The 17,893-nt window shown below is 64.9% G+C and carries 17 protein-coding genes; 9 read left to right on the top strand and 8 right to left on the bottom strand.

Features of this window, described 5'->3' with window-relative positions:
- Positions 1 to 108: 108 nt before the first annotated feature.
- From QCE63_RS22595 to QCE63_RS22575, 5 genes are all read right to left on the bottom strand, one after another.
- Positions 109 to 618 (bottom strand): Ohr family peroxiredoxin, encoded by a 510-nt coding sequence (locus tag QCE63_RS22595; protein WP_309836128.1) that lies wholly within the window; start codon positions 616 to 618, stop codon positions 109 to 111.
- 109 nt (positions 619 to 727) lie between these two features.
- Positions 728 to 1,732: a LysR substrate-binding domain-containing protein gene (locus QCE63_RS22590; RefSeq protein WP_309836127.1), complete on the bottom strand. Its 1,005-nt coding sequence runs from the start codon at positions 1,730 to 1,732 to the stop codon at positions 728 to 730.
- A 98-nt stretch (positions 1,733 to 1,830) separates the two neighbouring features.
- Positions 1,831 to 2,220, bottom strand: a complete 390-nt coding sequence (locus tag QCE63_RS22585; RefSeq protein ID WP_404990186.1) for a cupin domain-containing protein — start codon at positions 2,218 to 2,220, stop codon at positions 1,831 to 1,833.
- 56 nt (positions 2,221 to 2,276) lie between these two features.
- Positions 2,277 to 2,756 (bottom strand): carboxymuconolactone decarboxylase family protein, encoded by a 480-nt coding sequence (locus QCE63_RS22580; protein WP_309836125.1) that lies wholly within the window; start codon positions 2,754 to 2,756, stop codon positions 2,277 to 2,279.
- A gap of 142 nt (positions 2,757 to 2,898) precedes the next feature.
- Positions 2,899 to 3,780 carry an RNA polymerase sigma-70 factor gene (locus tag QCE63_RS22575; RefSeq protein ID WP_309836124.1) on the bottom strand — a complete coding sequence of 294 codons (882 nt, stop codon included), beginning with the start codon at positions 3,778 to 3,780 and terminating at the stop codon, positions 2,899 to 2,901.
- A 413-nt stretch (positions 3,781 to 4,193) separates the two neighbouring features.
- Here QCE63_RS22575 and QCE63_RS22570 point away from each other — a divergent pair, with 413 nt between their 5' ends.
- The 9 genes from QCE63_RS22570 to QCE63_RS22530 all read left to right on the top strand — a co-directional run bounded on the left by QCE63_RS22570 (position 4,194) and on the right by QCE63_RS22530 (position 14,323).
- Complete coding sequence (locus tag QCE63_RS22570) at positions 4,194 to 5,570, top strand: gluconate:H+ symporter (protein ID WP_309836123.1); 1,377 nt, start codon at positions 4,194 to 4,196, stop codon at positions 5,568 to 5,570.
- A 74-nt stretch (positions 5,571 to 5,644) separates the two neighbouring features.
- Positions 5,645 to 5,821, top strand: coding sequence for a hypothetical protein (locus tag QCE63_RS22565; protein ID WP_309836122.1), 177 nt, complete (start codon positions 5,645 to 5,647; stop codon positions 5,819 to 5,821).
- Between the two features lie 240 nt (positions 5,822 to 6,061).
- A complete protein-coding gene (locus QCE63_RS22560) occupies positions 6,062 to 8,686 on the top strand; it encodes a PAS domain-containing protein (RefSeq protein WP_309836121.1) in 2,625 nt (874 codons plus the stop codon).
- Between the two features lie 39 nt (positions 8,687 to 8,725).
- Positions 8,726 to 9,316 (top strand): peroxidase-related enzyme, encoded by a 591-nt coding sequence (locus tag QCE63_RS22555; RefSeq protein ID WP_309836120.1) that lies wholly within the window; start codon positions 8,726 to 8,728, stop codon positions 9,314 to 9,316.
- A gap of 4 nt (positions 9,317 to 9,320) precedes the next feature.
- Positions 9,321 to 10,214, top strand: a complete 894-nt coding sequence (locus QCE63_RS22550; RefSeq protein WP_309815934.1) for a LysR substrate-binding domain-containing protein — start codon at positions 9,321 to 9,323, stop codon at positions 10,212 to 10,214.
- A 93-nt stretch (positions 10,215 to 10,307) separates the two neighbouring features.
- On the top strand, positions 10,308 to 11,057 hold the full coding sequence (locus QCE63_RS22545; RefSeq protein ID WP_309836119.1) for an SDR family NAD(P)-dependent oxidoreductase: 750 nt from the start codon (positions 10,308 to 10,310) through the stop codon (positions 11,055 to 11,057).
- Positions 11,058 to 11,127: 70 nt separating this feature from the next.
- On the top strand, positions 11,128 to 12,456 hold the full coding sequence (locus QCE63_RS22540) for an MFS transporter (RefSeq protein WP_309836117.1): 1,329 nt from the start codon (positions 11,128 to 11,130) through the stop codon (positions 12,454 to 12,456).
- Between the two features lie 26 nt (positions 12,457 to 12,482).
- Positions 12,483 to 13,343 carry a transketolase gene (locus QCE63_RS22535; protein WP_309836115.1) on the top strand — a complete coding sequence of 287 codons (861 nt, stop codon included), beginning with the start codon at positions 12,483 to 12,485 and terminating at the stop codon, positions 13,341 to 13,343.
- Entirely contained in the window at positions 13,340 to 14,323 is a 984-nt protein-coding gene (locus QCE63_RS22530) for a transketolase family protein (RefSeq protein WP_309836114.1), read from the top strand. The genes QCE63_RS22535 and QCE63_RS22530 overlap by 4 nt, the downstream gene beginning before the upstream one ends.
- 15 nt (positions 14,324 to 14,338) lie before the next feature.
- Here QCE63_RS22530 and QCE63_RS22525 read toward each other — a convergent pair whose 3' ends face one another.
- Genes QCE63_RS22525 through QCE63_RS22515 form a run of 3 tightly spaced genes read right to left on the bottom strand, consistent with a single transcriptional unit; the run spans position 14,339 to position 17,887 of the window.
- Positions 14,339 to 14,914: a DUF2894 domain-containing protein gene (locus tag QCE63_RS22525; protein WP_309836113.1), complete on the bottom strand. Its 576-nt coding sequence runs from the start codon at positions 14,912 to 14,914 to the stop codon at positions 14,339 to 14,341.
- Positions 14,907 to 15,554: an OmpA family protein gene (locus tag QCE63_RS22520; protein ID WP_309836112.1), complete on the bottom strand. Its 648-nt coding sequence runs from the start codon at positions 15,552 to 15,554 to the stop codon at positions 14,907 to 14,909. The genes QCE63_RS22525 and QCE63_RS22520 overlap by 8 nt, the downstream gene beginning before the upstream one ends.
- Positions 15,551 to 17,887, bottom strand: a complete 2,337-nt coding sequence (locus QCE63_RS22515) for a DUF802 domain-containing protein (RefSeq protein ID WP_309836110.1) — start codon at positions 17,885 to 17,887, stop codon at positions 15,551 to 15,553. Before QCE63_RS22515 ends, QCE63_RS22520 begins: the two co-directional genes overlap by 4 nt.
- Positions 17,888 to 17,893 lie beyond the last annotated feature (6 nt).

Here is a 17,893-nt window from a genome sequence, read left to right as displayed (position 1 = left end):
GAAGGATGTTGAACCGGACTGGTCTCGCTCGAGCAGCGCTTTTTGATTATGGGTTCGTTCCGCAGCACGGCGAAGCATAGAACGCCTGATCGCGGGAGGCAACCCTCGTTACGCCTTGCCTGTATCTCCCGCGAGCGTAACGACATTCACGATGCCCTTGCGGGCCATCTTCGTGTACGGGCAGAAGCGTTCCGTATTGCGCACGAGTTCCTCGGCGACGGTGCGCTCGACGCCTGGAAGCTGCACCTCGGTATGCGCGGTGAGCACGAAGAGGCCATCCACCGGATCGCGCGCGAAGTTCACCGTGACGGACACGGCGGCCGGCGCGACCTCGATGCCCGCACGGGTCGCGAGCAGCGTGAGCGCGCCATGGAAGCAGGCGCCATAAGCGGCTGCGAACAACTGCTCCGGGTTCGTACCGCCGCCGGCGCCGCCCAGCGGTTCGGGGAGCCGCAGATCGAGATCGAGATTGCCGTCGTCGGAGCGGGCCTTGCCCGACGCGCGGCCGTGGCCCGCGTCGCCCCCGGTGACCGTCACGGTTGTCGAGTAGAGGGCGTGCGTGTCCTGGCCCTGGTACTTGTCGAGCAAAGTCGTGGGAGGCGGAGTGAGGGATGCCATGATGGTCTCTTCGATGCGCATGCACGACGTCGGTCCAGCATGCATCGTATGCATGCCGGCGTGCGTCCGGTAGTCGCGTATGGAGAAGCACGGTGTTGCCCTCGATGCATCAATCCACGCGGCTCAATGGTTGCAATGCGTTACTGATCGTGGTCGTCAGGCAATGCAGGTCGAGCGCGCGCGTGTGCTCCGTCATGTAATCGACGAACACGCGGACACGCGTGGGAAGATGCTTGCGGCTGAGATAGCACAGGTAGTGACCGCCATCTTCCGGCGCGTACTGCGCAAGACACATGACCAGCCGGCCGGCCTTCAATGCCTCGCACACGAGATAGGCCGGCAGTTGCGCGATGCCTTGTCCGTCCATCACGGCCTGAAGCGTCAGATCGATATCATTGAAGATCTGCCGTGCATGAGGCAATACCTTGTGCACCACGCCGTTGACCTTGAATTCCCATTCGGCGATGCGCCCGGACGACGTGCGCAAGCTGATGCAGCGATGCCGCTCCAGTTGCTCGACGCCGCGCGGCACCCCATACTCGCGCGCATAGCCGGGCGACAGGCAGACGATCATCTGCATCGGTATGAGCTGCTTTGCGACGACCTCGCAATCGTCCATATGACCGTCGCGGAAGGCGACATCGACGCGATCCGCGGTGAAGTCGCATGCCGCATCGTTCAGCAACAGTTCCAGCGCGATGTCCGGATAGCGCGCATTGAAACCGGGCAGCAAGGGCGCGACGACCTTGCGGCCGAAGCCCGATGTCGAGGCAATGCGCAGATGTCCGCGCGGCGGTCCGTTGCGTAGTTCGCGCATGTCTTCGAGCGCCTGCACGATGCGCTCGACGCCCGGCTGGCAGTTCTTGTAGAAGAGTTCGCCCTCGCGCGTCAGCGACGTGCTGCGCGTGGTGCGCAGGAACAGGCGCGCGTCGAGTTGCGCTTCGAGTTTCTGCACGTTGCGGCTGACGGCGGAACGGCCGATGCCCAGGCGATCGCTCGCTTTCGCGAAGCTGCCTTCATTGGCGACGGCCAGAAACGAAACGACGCCCGCATAACTGGTGCTGAAGCTATAGGCGAGCGAATCGTCGGAATGGGAAACGAGGTCCAGTGGCATGGCGGCGCTAAACGGAGTGGCTCTGACTCACAAGACGTTTGCGCCGCCTGGTTTGTGACATCGCCGGCTGAAAAAAATTTTCGCGCCTGATTCTGACGTCACTCCACCGGCGTCAGTACAGGCTTGCCCTTGTCCTTGAGCAACAGCACGATGAACTTCGCGGGCTTCGTCTTGCTCGCGTTGCGGCCGACCGTGTGGATATCGTCCGGACCTTCATAGAAGGTATCGCCCGGCTTCAGCGTCACTTGCTTGCCGCCTTTGAGCTGCATCACGATCGTCCCTTCGACGACATAGACGAACGCGTGCGCATCGTGGCGATGCACCGGATCCACCGCGCCCGGCGGATAGTTCACGTTGATCATCAATGCTTCCTTGCCGGGGTAGTCCGGCAGCGGTTTCGTCATGAGCTCGGTGACGACGGCTTCGGGCGCGGCCCGCGCTTCGTGCGCAATGAGCGCCGCGCTTCCGAGGGCGAGCGCCAGTCCCATGCGTCTGATATTCTGCATGATGATTCTCCGTGGGTAGAAGGACGGCGCCCGAGGGGTCAGGACAGGTTTGCCTTCTCGAGGCCGAACACCTTGTCCGACGAGCCCGGCACGGTCTGGAACGCGACGTTGGCGCGGTTCCAGCCATTGATCGCCATGATGGCATAGGTCAGGTCGGACAATTCTTTTTCGTTGAATTGCTCACGCACGCGCTGAAACAGCTCGTCGGGCACGCCATGTTCCGGGAGACGTGTCAGGACTTCGGTCCAGGCGAGCGCGGCGCGTTCACGCGGCGAAAACAAGGCGGACTCGCGCCAGATTGCCACATGATGGGTGCGCAGCTCCCGCTCGCCATGGATCTTGGCTTCCTTCACATGCATGTCGACGCAAAAGCCACAACCGTTCATCTGCGATGCGCGCAGCGAGACCAGATCGCGGACGGTCTGCTCGATCGCGCACTCCGCGACGGCGTTGCTGAATTCATAAAACTTCTTGAAGAGTTCGGGAGACTGGTGAACGTAGTTGATGCGCTGCGACATGACGGCTCCATGCAGGTGGGTTCACCCGGCCGCGGGCGCGACCCGGCATGGATGTCATCGTAGGTTTGAGCGGCTTGCGACGGTAGACCCGCGTCAGGCCCCACGCTGTTGCCCGCTACGCATCAATCGTCCTTGATGCTGCTTAACGGCGGTCCAGCCAGGCCGCGATCCGTTCGAGCTTGTCCGGGTTGCGCTGCACCAGAATGCCGACGATACGGTCCTGGTCGACTTCAAACGACTGCGCGGACTCGAGCTTGCCTTCGATGAACCGCAGCAACGCCCATTGCCCATTCAATATCACGGGTTCCACGCGCACGTCGCTTCCATGGCGCAAAACCGTGGCATAGAAGAGCTGCGCGATGCGGCGACCGCCCCGCATGGGCTCCGGGAAGCTCGGTACGCGACCGCCGCCGTCACCGATGAGCGTGGCTTCGTCGGCGAGCATCGCATGAATCGACGCGAAGTCGCCGTGTTCGAGCGCGCTCACGAAGGCCAGCAGCACACGCCGATGCAGCTCGCGCGACACCGGCCGGCGCGGACGCTCCTCGCGCAATTGCACCTTGGCGCGGCTCACGAGCTGACGGCAGGCGGCCTCCGTCTTGCCGATGACGCGCGCCACCTCCGGATAGTCGGCGTCGAACACCTCGCGCAGCAGGAAAGCGGCGCGTCCCTCCGGCGTCAAGCGTTCGAGCAGCATCAGGAAAGCGACGGAGACATCATCGGCCCGCTCCGTCATCTCTTCAGGTGTGGCAGGCTGCTCGGTGATGTGCGGCTCGGGAAGCCAGATACCGGTGTAGTGCTCGCGCTGGATCTTCGCGGCGCGCAGGCGGTCGATCGAATGACGCGTCGTGACCGATACCAGCCACGCCTCCGCATTCCCGATGGCCTCGCGCGCAGCCGCATGCCAGCGCAGCCAGACATCCTGGACAATGTCCTCGGCTTCCGCCACCGAACCCATCATGCGATAGGCGATGGCCTGCAAACGAGGGCGCAGGCGATCGAACTCGCGCGTGGCGTCATCCATGGTGTCGGCTCCGGGTTCGTGCAGGTTCAAACCTCTGAAAAATATCCATAAGGGATCGTAGCGCAAGCCTGTCTGCCGGGACGCGCGACGACACGACCCGTTCGCCCAATCTCGAGGCAGGGTTCGTCTCGTCGACGGACGGCATCTCGAATACAAAGTGCAAAATGCCATCCCGCATGCAAAACGCAAAGTGCAAAATGCCGGACGGCCACGCATGGGCTTTTGCATCAACGGATCAGCAAGCCGGCCGCATTGGTCCGTTTTTTTGACCGACGCCGCGAAAAACGCTATTACGACACGGCCCCGCATCAAGCCGGCAGCGCCTGGGCCGCGAAAGCAAACCGTAATGGCGTCGACGTACTCTCTGCCTGCGTCACCTCAAGCGTCTTCTCCAGAACCACCTCAAGACCACAGTGAACCCAACGACAACTCTCGCCCCCTGGTCCGCCCACGACACCCAGCTCCTGATTGCCTGCGCGCTCGGCCTCGCGATCATCATCGTTTCCATCAGCGTCCTGAAGCTCGCGCCGTTCCTCTCCATCCTGGTGGGCACGTTCGCGGCGGGCTTCGCCGCGCATCAACCGCTCGAGGCCATCGCGCAGGCGTTCAGCAAGGGCGCGGGCGCGCTGCTCGGCGATGTCGGCATCATCATCGCGCTCGGCGCCATGCTCGGCGCGCTGATGGCGGAATCCGGCGCTGCCGACAGGCTCGTCACCACCCTGCTCGACCATTCCACGCCGCGCCGCCTGCCGTGGATGATGGCACTCGTCGCGATCATCGTCGGGCTGCCGCTGTTCTTCGAAGTCGGCCTCGTGATGATGGTGCCGATCATCTTCGTCATGGCGCGCCGCTCCGGGCAACCCATCCTGCGGATCGCGATTCCCGCGCTCGCCGGCATGACCACCCTGCACGCGCTGCTGCCGCCGCACCCCGGTCCGCTGATCGCCGTGAGCGCGCTGCATGCCGACCTCGGACTGACGCTCGGCCTGGGCCTGATCGTCGCGCTGCCCGCCGTCGTCCTCGCCGGACCGGTCTACGGCATCTGGCTGTCGAAGCGGCTGCACATCGAGGCGCCCGAGGAAATTGGCCAGCTCTTCACCGCCCGCGAGGAAGGCGCGGCGACGCCGGGCTTCGCGATCTCGCTGGTGACCATTCTGCTGCCCGTCGTGATGATGCTCGGCCGCACCGTCGCCAAGCTCGCGCTCACAAAGGACACGCTGCTGTACGACATGCTCGACTTCGTCGGCGAGCCGCTCGTCGCGCTCGCGCTGACCGTGCTGTTCGCCATCGTGATGCTGGGCTGGTCGCGCGGCATGGCGCGGGAACGCGTCGGCGGCATCCTGCGCAAGAGCCTGCCGCCCATCGCCGCGCTGCTGCTGACCATCGGCGCGGGCGGCGGGCTCAAGCAGATGCTGGTCAATGCGGGCATCAGCGTGACCATCGGCAAGATTGCCGTCGGCACCCATCTGCCGCTGATCCTGCTCGCGTGGCTGATCGCCGTTGCGCTGCGTCAGGCGACCGGCTCGGCAACCGTCGCCACGACGACCACTGCGGGGATCGTCGCGCCGGTCGTCAGCGGACTCACGGCGACCCACAACTCGCTGATGGCGCTCGCCATCGGCGCGGGCTCGGTGTTCTTCTGCCACGTCAATGACGCGGGTTTCTGGATGGTGCGCGAATACTTCGGCCTCACGCTCAAGCGCACGGTGGCAGTGTGGTCGGTGTTGCAGACCATCGTCTCGGTGGTCGGGCTGGTGCTCACGCTCGTGTTGTGGAATGTCCTGACCTAAGACCCGCTGCTGGCACGCGACATGCGCCCCCGTGAACATGAATTCGACCACATGAGGAACAGGGAGCGCACATCATGACCGACGAGAACGACCGTCCGACCCCGCCGAAGCAGACGCCCGATGACCCGAATGTCGCAGACCGGCGGCTTTCCGACGAACAAAAGCGTGACTTGAAGAACGAGCCCGACAAGCCGAGCGGAAACCAGTCCGGCAAGCTGCCCGATCCGAAGGAAGTGGGCGAAGCGGGCTGATACGCCAAACGCCGCTCTTTCGCAATGGGCGGGAACGGATTTCGGCAACTGCGCTTGCCGCATGTCGCGTAGAAATTACTTCTGATTTTTTCCGGCTTGCCCGATATGCGGCAAGAGCGCCTGCCGTGAGGGTCTGGACGACGCTTTTGTTGTATGGTAAGCCCCAGGTTATCGCCGCGTTCGATGCCGCGTACGGCGACGCGTATCGCCGACAACGAGTCAGCAGAAGCAAGGACGCCCATGCACGATCCTGCTCATTTCTTGCCGTCGTTCGTCTGGCGCGCAGCCCGCGACGGCACGATCCAATACGCAAATCCCTGGGCGTGCCGTTATCTCGGCGTGGCGCTTGCGGAGCTGACGGGCCGTCACTGGAACGCCTTCATCCATCCCGACGATATCCCTCCGGTGCTCGATGCGCTGCGGCTCATGCGCGACGGCACGCTGCTGCGCAACGTCGATGTGCGCCTGCTGCGCGCGGACGGCGCATTCCGCTGGCATACGCTGCATCTGCAGGCGCGGCGCGACGAGGCCGGGCTGATTGGCGAGACGGTGGGCGTGGCCATCGACATTCACGAGTGCCGCCATGCATGGGCCATGTACGAAGCCAGCGAGCGACGCCTGCAGGCGGCCTTTGCGGGCGCGCGCATGGGCGCGTGGGAATGGGACATGAAGACGCGCGTGGTGCGCATGACCGCGCAGCTCGCGGCGCTCTATTCGTTCCCGCCCGGCACCGAGGCCGTGTTGCTCTCGGAAGTATGGGACCGGGTTGCCCCGGAATATCGCGAACCCTTCCAGCGTAATCTCACCGACGCATTGCGCGACGGCGGTCCGTTCGAATTCGACTTCGTGCTCGAACCCGATCCTGGCACACGCCGCTGGCTGCGCATGCGCGGACACCCCGAGTTCGACCGCGAAGGCGTGCTCACGCGCGTCTATGGGGTGAGCTTCGACATCAGCACGCAGCGCGCCGACGAAGACCGCCTGAGCCTCTCTGAGCGGCGCTATCGGGCGCTGGTGGAGTCGACGGGGGCGCTCGTCTGGTCCGCCGATGCACACGGCGAGATCCGTCCGTCAGGCGGCGAATGGGAGCGCTTCACCGGCGTGTCGCCCGAAGCGCTGTCGGGCTGGGGCTGGCTGGAATTCATTCATCCCGACGACCGCGAACGCACCCAGCGCGACTGGCTCGACGCGCTGGAGCAAGGCGCCGCGCGCACCTTCACCTTCCGCATGTACCGGCGCGATGGCGTGTATCGCATGGTGCAGGCACACGCCGCGCCGCTCCACGACGATCAAGGCAAGCTGCAGGAATGGTTCGGCACGACCACCGACGTCACGCCGCGCTACGAGGCGCAGGCCGCCATCGAAGCGCGCAGCCTGCGCCTCACGGTGGCGATGCAGGCCGCGAACATCCATATCGCCTCGCTCGAACTCGCCACTTGGACGCTCTTCCTCGAAACCGGCGGCGAGCGCCAGATCCACGAGACGCTCACCTATGACGCGGCGCTCGCGCGCGTGCATCCCGAGGACAGCGCGTCGCTCGACCGCTATATGCGCAGTCTCGCCGCCGGCGAGAACCCCGGCGGGCATTTTGAATTCCGCGTGCGAAACCTGCATGGCGAACAATGGATGCAAGGCAGCGCGCTGCTCCAGCGCAGCAAGGACGGCAAGCCGTTGCGCATCATCGGCAGCGTGATCGACATTACCGAGCGCAAGCACATGGAATTGATGCTGCGCGAGTCGGGCCGGCGCAAGGACGAATTCCTCGCCATGCTCGCCCACGAACTGCGCAATCCGCTCGCGCCGTTGCGCACCGCCATCGCGCTGCTGCAGAAGGACAAGGACAGCGAGCCGCCTCTGCGCGACCTGATCGATCTGATGCGCAGGCAGGTCGAGCACATGACGCGCATCGTGGACGATCTGCTCGAAGTGTCCCGCATCACGCAGGGACGCATTGCGCTGCAACTCGAACCGATCCTCGTCGGCACGGCGGTGTATCACTCGGTCGAGGCGATCGCGGGCATGGTCGAGGCCCGCGCGCAATCCATTCACGTCGACGTCTCCGATGCCACCACCTGGGTGTGCGGCGACGTCACGCGTCTGTCGCAGATCCTCGTTAATGTGCTGAACAATGCCAGCAAGTACACGCCCGAGAACGGCCGCATCACGGTGAGCGTGCGGGCCGACGACGAGTCCGTGGCGATCGTCATCGCCGACACCGGCACGGGCATCTCGGCGGATCTCTTGCCGAAGGTCTTCGAGTTGTTCTCGCAAGGCGAGCGCACGCTCGACCGTTCGAACGGCGGACTCGGCATCGGGCTCTCGCTGGTGAAGAAGCTGGTCGAGATGCACAAGGGAACCATCAGCGTGCAGAGTCCGGGGCCGGGACGTGGCACGACGGTGACGATCCGTCTGCCGCGCCTGCATCATCATGAACGGCACTCGGCGCTCGCGCTCGCCGACCAGGGCGCGCGCGCTGCGCGCAAGACCTTGCGCATCCTCGTGGTGGATGACAACCGCGACGCCGCCGATTCACTCGCCATGCTGTGCGAGTCCGAAGGCCATGTCGCGCAGGTGGCATATTCATCGGCGGAAGCGCTCGAAGCGGCGCCGCTGCTGGAACCGGACGTCGCGCTGCTCGATATCGGCCTGCCCGATATCGACGGCTATGAACTCGCGCGCCGCTTGCGCCGCAAGGGCGAGACCATGCCGCTGCTGATCGCGATCACCGGCTACGGTCAAGCGGAAGACCGGTTGCGCGCGCAGTCGGCGGGCTTCGACTATCACTTCGTCAAGCCCGTGAACGTGGAGAGCCTGCTCAAGCTGCTGGGCTCTTTGACTGCCACACGAGGCGCGCCGTCGAACTAGAATGGGCGTTCGATCAACGCCTTCATTCACGACGACGCCATGACGACCCTGCCAATCAGCCGCTATCCCGTTCCCCAACCGCAAGACTGGCCCGACGACATCCGCGCCCGCATTCTCGAAGTCCAGGAGAAGGCCGGCTTCGTGCCGAACGTGTTTCTCACGCTGGCGCATCGCCCCGCCGAATTCCGTGCATTCTTCGCCTATCACGATGCGCTGATGCTCAAGGAAGGCGGCCTGAGCAAGGGCGAGCGCGAGATGATCGTCGTCGCCACGAGCGCCGTGAACGACTGCCTGTATTGCGTCGTCGCGCATGGCGCGATCCTGCGCATCTACGAAAAGAACGTGCTGGTGGCGGATCAAGTGGCCGTGAATCATCGCAAGGCGGATATCACGCCGCGCCAGCACGCCATGCTCGATTTCGCGCTGAAGGTCTGCCGTGCGTCGGGCAGCGTGGACGACAGCGACTTCGTCACGCTGCGCGCGCACGGTTTCAACGATGAAGACGTCTGGGACATCGCGGCCATTACCGCGTTCTTCGGCCTGTCGAACCGCATGGCGAACGTGATCTCGATGCGGCCCAACGACGAGTTCTTCCTCATGGGACGCGTGCCGCGCGAGCCGAAGCAGTAAGCCGATGCGCCTGCCTCCGCTGAAAGCCATCATCGCCTTCGAAAGCGTTGCGCGGACCAAGAGCGTCAACCGCGCCGCCGACGAACTCGGCCTCACGCCCTCCGCCGTGAGTCATCAACTGGCGAACCTGGAGAGCATCGTCGGGCGGCCGTTGTTCACGCGCCTCGGACGCGGACTCGTGCTGACGCCGACCGGCACGCAGTATCTGTCGGACGTGACCGGCGCGCTCGCCGAACTGAACCGCGCCACCGAACGCGCATCGAGTGAAACCTCCGTCGAAATCCTGCGGATCCATTCGAGCCCGAGCTTCGGTCTGATGTGGCTGCTGCCGCGTCTCGCCGCCTTCCAGGAGGCGAACGGCGACATCCAGATGAACCTCGCGTGCTCGTATGAGGACGTGTCGTTCACCTCGGGTTACTACGACGTCGCCGTGCGTCACGGCTATGCGCACTGGAGCGATGTCGAGATCCGAACCCTGCGGCACGAGACCATCGCGCCGCTGGCGTCGCCCGAGTACCTCGAACGCTTCCCCGTCGCCTCGCCCGACGATCTGCTGGAACGCCGCCTGATCCTCTCCGAGTCGCCGCTGGTGCAATGGCAGCAGTGGTTCGGCAAGTTCGGCGTGGCGGTCAGGCGCAAGGCATTCGACTTCTCGTTCGACCGCTCGTACATGTCGCTCGAGGCGGCGGCGCTGGGCCACGGCATCGCACTGGAGAGCACGATGCTGGCCTCGCGCCATCTCGCACGCGGCACGCTGGCGCCGGTGTTCGGCCGTGAATATGCGGTCGAAGTGGGCGCGCATCATCTGGTTTACCCGAGCCAGAACGCGGGCCTGCCGCGCGTCGCCAAGTTCCTCGCGTGGATGGATCAACAAATGGCGCTGCACGCCGATACCTGAAAATTTCTCAGCGATAGTTGAGCCAAACTGCGTTGATCGTCAGGCGGAAGGCGAAGACACTGCGCCTACACCAGACCATCAACGGAGACAACGATGTTGCTTGAGAACCAGGTAGTGATCGTCACGGGCGCGGCCTCCGCGCGCGGCATCGGCAAGGCTACGGCGCGCGCGCTGGCCGCGCAGGGCGCACGCATCGTCGTGCTCGATCTGAAGGAAGCCGACGCGCAAGCCGCCGCAGCGGATCTCGGCGAAGGCCATCTCGGTCTTGCTTGCGACGTCACCGACAAGGCCGCCTGCGTCGCCGCCGCGACCGCCACGACGGAGCGCTATGGCCGCATCGACGCGCTCATCAACAATGCGGGCATCACGCAGCCAATCAAGACGCTGGAGATCGGCGCGGACAACTTCGACGCCGTCATCGGCGTGAACCTGCGCGGCACGCTGTACATGTCGCAAGCGGTCATTCCGCAGATGAAGAAGCAGCAGCGCGGCAGCATCGTGTGCATGTCGTCGGTATCGGCGCAGCGCGGCGGCGGCATCTTCGGCGGACCGCACTACAGCGCGGCGAAAGCCGGCGTGCTGGGCCTCGCGAAAGCCATGGCGCGCGAGTTCGGGGCCGACCGCATCCGCGTGAACTCGATCACGCCCGGCCTCATCCAGACCGACATCACCGGCGACAAGCTTACGCCCGAGATGCGCACCGACATCATCAAGGGCATTCCGCTTGGCCGTCTCGGCGACGCTGCCGACATCGCCAACGCCTGCCTGTTCCTCGCGAGCGATCTCTCGTCGTATCTCACCGGCGTCACGCTCGACGTGAACGGCGGCATGCTGATTCACTGACCGATCGCGACTACAGACGCACCACCGGCGCACCCGGAACAACCGGGGCGCACCATGGCAGGAGACATTCATGAAATCCAGACTCGCCACATCGGCGGCCGCGGCAGACTTCGCCTCCGCCGACGATGCCGCCAGCGTCGAAACGAAGACCTACGCGAAGGTCGGACGCCGCCTCATTCCGTTCCTGATGCTGTGCTATCTCGGCGCATATCTCGACCGCGTCAACGTCGGCTTCGCGAAGCTGCAGATGCTGAACGACCTGCGCTTCTCGGAGACCATCTACGGCGTCGGCGCGGGCATCTTTTTCCTCGGCTACTTCCTCTTCGAAGTACCCAGCAACCTGATCCTGCACCGGGTAGGCGCGCGCAAGTGGCTTGCGCGCATCATGCTCACCTGGGCAGTGATCTCGGCAAGCTTCGTGTTCGTTCAGACGCCCACCCAGTTCTACGCGCTGCGCTTCCTGCTCGGCGTGGCCGAGGCGGGCTTCGCACCCGGCGTGATCCTCTATCTCACGTACTGGTTCCCGGCCGCACGACGCGCCAAGGCGCTCTCGCTCTTCTTCATGGCGATTCCGCTCGCGGGCGTCGTCGGCGGTCCGCTGTCCGGTTACATCATGCATGCATTCCAGGGCGCGCATGGGCTTGCTGGATGGAAGTGGCTCTTCATGCTCGAAGCGCTGCCCTCGCTGTGCCTCGGCGTCGCGATCCTGTTCTATCTCGATGACGGCATCGCCGGCGCGAAGTGGCTCACGGACGACGAGAAGGCCTTGCTCAAGCGCAATGTCGACAAGGACAACGCACAGACAGTGAAGCACGTGTCGATCCGCGCATTCGTCGCGGACCGCCGGCTGTGGCTCATGGCGTCCATCTACTTCTGCGTCGTGCTCGGCCAGTACGGGCTCACCTTCTGGCTGCCGACCATCGTGCGCAGGACCGGGGTCGCGGACCCGCTGTGGGTCGGGATCCTCACCGCCATTCCGTATCTCTGCGCCATCATCGCGCTGCCGTTGATCGGCGCGAGTGCGGACCGCCGCCGCGAACGCCGCCTGCATCTCGCGATCCCGATGCTCATCTCCGCCGCCGGCTTCGCGACGCTGCCAATGCTCGGCAGCGTGGGCGCCTCGATCGTCTGCGTGAGCGTCGCGGCGGCCGGCATTCTCGCGTCGTCATCGCAATTCTGGTCGCTGCCCACTGCCGTGCTGGGTGGCATGTCGGCGGCGGCGGGCATCGCGGCGGTGAACTGCTTCGCCAATCTCGCCGGCTTCTTTTCGCCCGCCATCGTCGGCTGGCTCAATGACTTCACAGGCAAGTCCACCGCCGGCCTGATTTTCATCTCGGCGGCCGTCGTGGTGGGCGCGGTGCTGGTGTTCTTCGTGCCGGCCCGTACCGTCAATCGCTGAACGCATTCTTCAAAGGAGACACAACCATGAGCAGTCCCGTCATCGAGGAGACGACCCTCGCCGAACGCGCGTGGCGCATTCGCCGCAATGCGCTCCTGATGGGCGAGGTGCAGGGCCAGGGCTACATCGGCCAGGCGCTGGATATCGCCGACGTGCTGGCGGTCGCGTATTTCGGCGCGATGCATTACCGTGCCGATGATCCCGAGTGGGAAGGCCGCGACCGCTTCCTGCTTTCGAACGGTCACTATGCGATCGCGCTGTATGCCGCGCTGTTCGAAGCGGGCATCCTGCCGCCCGAGGAACTCGAAACCTATGGCAGCGACGACAGCCGCCTGCCGATGTCCGGCATGGCGAGCTACACGCCCGGCATGGAGATGTCGGGCGGCTCGCTCGGCCAGGGGCTGACGATCGCGGTGGGCCGTTGTCTTGGCCTCAAGCGCAAGGGCTCGACGTCCTTCGTCTACACGCTGTTCTCGGACGGCGAGCTCGACGAAGGCGCGATCTGGGAAGGCCTGATGTCCGCGGCGCACTGGAAGCTCGACAACCTGATCGCCATGGTGGATGTCAACAATCAGCAAGCCGATGGCCCCTCGACGCAGATCATGTCCTTCGAGCCGCTGGTCGAGAAGCTCGACGCCTTCGGCTGGTATGTGCAGCGCGTGAACGGCAACGACATCGACGCCGTCAAGCAGGCCTTCGACAACGCCCGCAACCTGAAGGAAGCGAAGCCGCGCATCATCGTCTGCGATACGAAGATGGGCTGCGGCGTGCCCTTCCTCGAACAACGCGAGAAGAATCATTTCATCCGCGTCGATGCGCACGAATGGAAGCTGGCACTGGAAACACTTGAAGCACCTGAAGCACCTGAAGCAGGGAGACAGGCATGAGCACCCGTTTGAAGACATCCGCGATGATCGCCTCGATTGCAAGCGAAGGCCAGGTCACGCGTTCCGCGCCCTTCGGTCATGCGCTGTGCGAGCTGGCTCGCACGAAGGCGAACGTCATCGGCATGACGGCCGATCTCGGCAAGTACACGGACCTGCATATCTTCGCCAAGGAGTTTCCGGAGCGTTATTACCAGATGGGCATGGCCGAGCAGTTGCTGATGGGCGCGGCCGCAGGTTTTGCGCACGAGGGCGCGCAGCCTTTCGTGACAACCTACGCCGTGTTCGGCACGCGGCGCGCCTATGACTTCATTCATCAAACCATTGCGGAAGACAATCTCGATGTGAAGATCGTCTGCGCGCTGCCCGGACTCACCACGGGTTATGGCCCGAGCCATCAGGCCGCCGAGGACCTGGCCTTGATGCGCGCGATGCCCAACATGACCGTGATCGACCCGTGCGATGCGCTCGACATCGAACAGATGGTCCCGGCCATCGCCGCGCACAAGGGGCCGGTGTATGCGCGCCTGCTGCGCGGCAACGTGCCGGCCGTGCTCGACGAATATGACTACAGCTTCGAACTGGGCCGCGCGAAGCTGCTGCGCGATGGCCGTGACGTGCTCATCATCTCGTCGGGCATCATGACGATGCGCGCGCTCGAAACGGCGCAGGCGCTACAGAAGGACAGCGTGGATGTCGCGGTGCTGCACGTGCCGACCATCAAGCCGCTCGACACGGCGACGATCATCCGCGAGGCGCGGCGTTCCGGACGGCTCGTGGTGGTGGCGGAGAATCATACGGTGATCGGCGGCCTGGGCGAAGCAGTGGCCACCACGCTGCTGACCGAGGGCGTGTCGTGTGCGTATCGGCAGATCGGCTTGCCCGATGCCTTTCTCGATGCCGGCGCATTGCCGACGCTGCACGAACGCTACGGCATCTCGACCAACGCAATAGCACGTTCGATCAAGGGCTGGCTCGCATAAAGCAGCCCGGGCGCTTCAGCGCGCCTTGCCGCGCGCGGTCTTCTTTTGCGAGGCCGCGCGCGGCGTTTCCTTTACCGGGGCACTCACGAGCGTCAATGCGTCCATCCACGAGAGCGCATCGACATAGCCGAGAAAGTGCTGCAAATAATCCGGCGACACTTCACCCATCAGCGCCAGTGAACGATGCACGAGGCTGCTCGAATTGAGCGGCCCCGCATTCTTCGGCACCTGTGCAAGCGATTCCCGCAGGCGCTTCTCCGCGCTCACCGACGTCCACACGGCGCGCAATGCATCGAGATACTCGGCGGGCGCGCGACGGGCTTGCGAGCGCTGCTTCAACTCGTCGAGCAATGCGGCGAATGGCGTGTTTGCCGTGTCCTGCGTGACGGCGGCGGGTTCGTCCGCAGCCTCTTGCGCATCGAGCAGCGCGGCGAGACGCTCATCGAGCACACGCCGCGCCGCGCCTTCATGACACGCGGCGCGCTGCGTCAACGCTTCGATGATGCGACCTGACATGCCGTCCACGCGTGCGTCGCCGCGCTCGCGCCATGCGTCGAGCATCTCGCGCGCACGCATCACGCTGTCAGTCATGCGCGGGCACCGCTGCATTGACAGGACGCGGCACCGCCGAAATCTCCACGCGCCGGTTCTTCGCGCGGCCCGCGTCGTCGGCATTCGAACTCACCGGCTGCTGCGAGCCGAAGGCCGCCGCGAACACCGATGAAGACGGCACGCCTGCATCGATCAGCGCGCGCATCACGGTCAGCGCGCGCTTGGCCGACAGCTCCCAGTTGTCCGCAAAGCGACGGTTGCCCTCGTGGACCTGCTGGTCGTCGGCGAAACCGCTGACCATCAGGATCTGTTCGTGCGAACCGAGATAGGCGGTCAACGGACCGGCCAGACTCTTCAGCACGTCGCGTCCCTGCGGCTGCAACTGATCCGAATTCAGCGCGAACAGCACGTTGCCGCTGATGCCGATCTTGCCGTTCACCAGCGTCACGCGTCCCGAAGCGAGCGGCCCCGCGAGCGCCTGTTCGAGCGTCTTGCGGCGCTCGGTCTCTTTCTGCTGCTGCTTGATGGCCTGTTCGAGCCGCGTCGACAGCTGCAACTGCACGCCGAGCACGGCGACGAGTATCAGCACGAACGCGCCCAGCAGCACCGACATCAGATCGGCGAATGCCGCCCAGACGGGCGCCGCGGTCTCGACGCCGCCGTCGATCTCCTCGTTCATGCGGCCTTCGCTCCATGTGCGCCGCGTTCGCCCGCCAGATGTTGCAGGTTCTCGACGATCTGCTTCTGCGACATCATCGACAGATCGATGACCTCGCGCGCCTGCGCAACGTAGTACGCGAGTTGCTCGTCGCTACGTGTGAGCGACTTGTCCAGCGCCCCCTCGATGCGTTGCAGCTGCGCGACCAGCGTCTCGTTCGATTCACCAAAGGCCTGCACGGCCGCGCCGAATGCATCGGCAAGACTCGCCACTTCGACGACGCCGCTCGTCACATGCGCGGCCGCATCGCTCAGCTTCGCGGCCTCCGCATCCACCTTGCCGGTGAACTGCGCGCCCACGCGTTCGAGCAGATCGGCCGAGCCGGTCACGAGGGCATCGACCGCCGTGCGTTGTTCGGTCGATGCATGATTCACCGCATCGAGCAGCGTTTCGAGCGTGGCCAGCAGACGCGCGCGCTCGTCGAGCATCGCGGTGTCGCGGACCATGGAGTCGGAGAGCTTCTGGCGCAGTTCGGCAATGACCTCGGCTGCGGCCTTCGGCGCTTCGGAAGCCGCTTGCACCAGTTGCCCGATCTGCGCGATGGTTTCGTTCGCGTGCAGCTTGCTCTGTTCCGAGATCTCGCTTGCGGTGCGCGCGAGCGTGTCGCAGATGTCCTGCTGACGGCCGGCGGCGAACGCGCTGGTGCTCTGCCATTCCTCGCGCAAGGTCGTGGCGAGCGCGCCGAGCGCGTCGGTCCATGCGCTGAGACGCGCATCGTGATGCGTGCCGATCTCGGTACGCAACGCCGCATGCGCCTGGTTCATCGATCCCAGCAACGACGCCGCGTGTCCTTCGAAGGTCGCAGCGGCGCTGGCAAGCGCCTGTTCGTGCTGCGCGGCGAGCTGTTCGCCGCTGCTCGTCTGCTGCGCGAGCGCCTTCTGCCACGCGTCCGACATGCCAGAGTTAGCGTGTTCCATGCGCGCCGCGATGCCTTCGACGAGACTCGTCGAGCGTTGTTCGAATGCCGTTGCAAAGCGTTCCATCGAAGCCGACATGTGCCCGACATGCGTATCGAGACCCTGCTTCACGCCGGCCATTTCCGCCGATACATCCGCGACCAGACGCGTCGAGCGCTGCTCGAACGCATCGGCGAAATGGTCCAGCGAAGCGGCCATGCGCTCGGTCTGTGCGTCGCTGGCTTCACGCTGCCTGATCACGAGGCTGTCCAGCCCTTCCTTGACGCCGCTCATCTGCACGGCGATGCCGTCCATCAGCAGGGTCGAACGTGCTTCGAACTTCTCCGTGAGCGCTTCGTTCGCATGACGCTGCGCATCGAGCGATTGATTCCAGATCTCCGCGACCTTCGTCGCCGATGCCTCGAAGCCGGTGTTCAGGCTGTCGAGCTGACGCGTCACCGCCTGTTCGACCGTGCCATGCAGCGCGGCCGTTTCGCGCGCGATGCCGTCCATCGTCGCCTGCATGACCGGCTGGAGTGCGGCGCTGGCAGCGCGGGCGCTATCGGCGACGCTTTGCTTCAACGACAGTTCCACCGATGTCGCCAGCCTGCGGTACGCCGTTTCCGTCTTTGCATGAAACTCGCCCTGGCTCGCGATCTGGCGTTCGTGCGTGGCGAGGCTGTGCTGCTCGATGGAGCGCATCATCGCGTGCAGATGGTCGGCGAGCGCGGGCATCAGGCCGGCCTGCTTCTGCATCAGCTTGAATGCTTCCTCGCGCTGATGGGTCTGCGTGAACGCACGCAGCGTCGCGGCGATTTTCGTGTCGAGCGCGTGCGCGGCGTGCAGCCGTTCGCGCCGGCACAGCGCCGACAACAGACCCAGCATCGCCGAGGTCGCGACACCGGCAATGGACGTACCGAACGCGAAGCCGAGACCCGTGACCGGCGCGGCAAGCGAGGCGCGGATCGCGGACAGGTCCGTCGCGCTTTCCAGTGCGGCGCCGGTGCCATGCAGGGTCACCACCATGCCGAGCAGTGTGCCAAGCATGCCCAGCAGCACCAGCAGGCCGACGAGATACGGCGTGAGCGCGGGCCCGGGCAGCCCGGCGCGTTCGCCCTCCACGCGCGCGCGCACGGCATTGCGCAGGCCTGGCGGCACGGTATCGATCCAGACGGCAAGACTCTTCGGCGCGTTGAGCAGCGCGTCCAGCGCCTGCACGAAGGCCTCGGTAGCTTCCTGGAAGCGGCGCAGCTCCAGCGCGCCGACGACATAGCAGGCGCCGATCAGCACCGTCACGGCGAACGCGAGCGGATTCGACACGATATAGCCGATGCCGATGCCGCACACCGCGGCAAGACCCACCAGGAAGACTGCGACTTTGACGATATTTCGGGGCATAGCGTG

This window comes from Caballeronia sp. LZ065, from assembly GCF_031450975.1.
GTDB lineage: Bacteria > Pseudomonadota > Gammaproteobacteria > Burkholderiales > Burkholderiaceae > Caballeronia.
The sequence above is the reverse complement of the archived record's forward strand: the minus strand, read 5'-3'. Positions and strand labels throughout refer to the sequence as shown.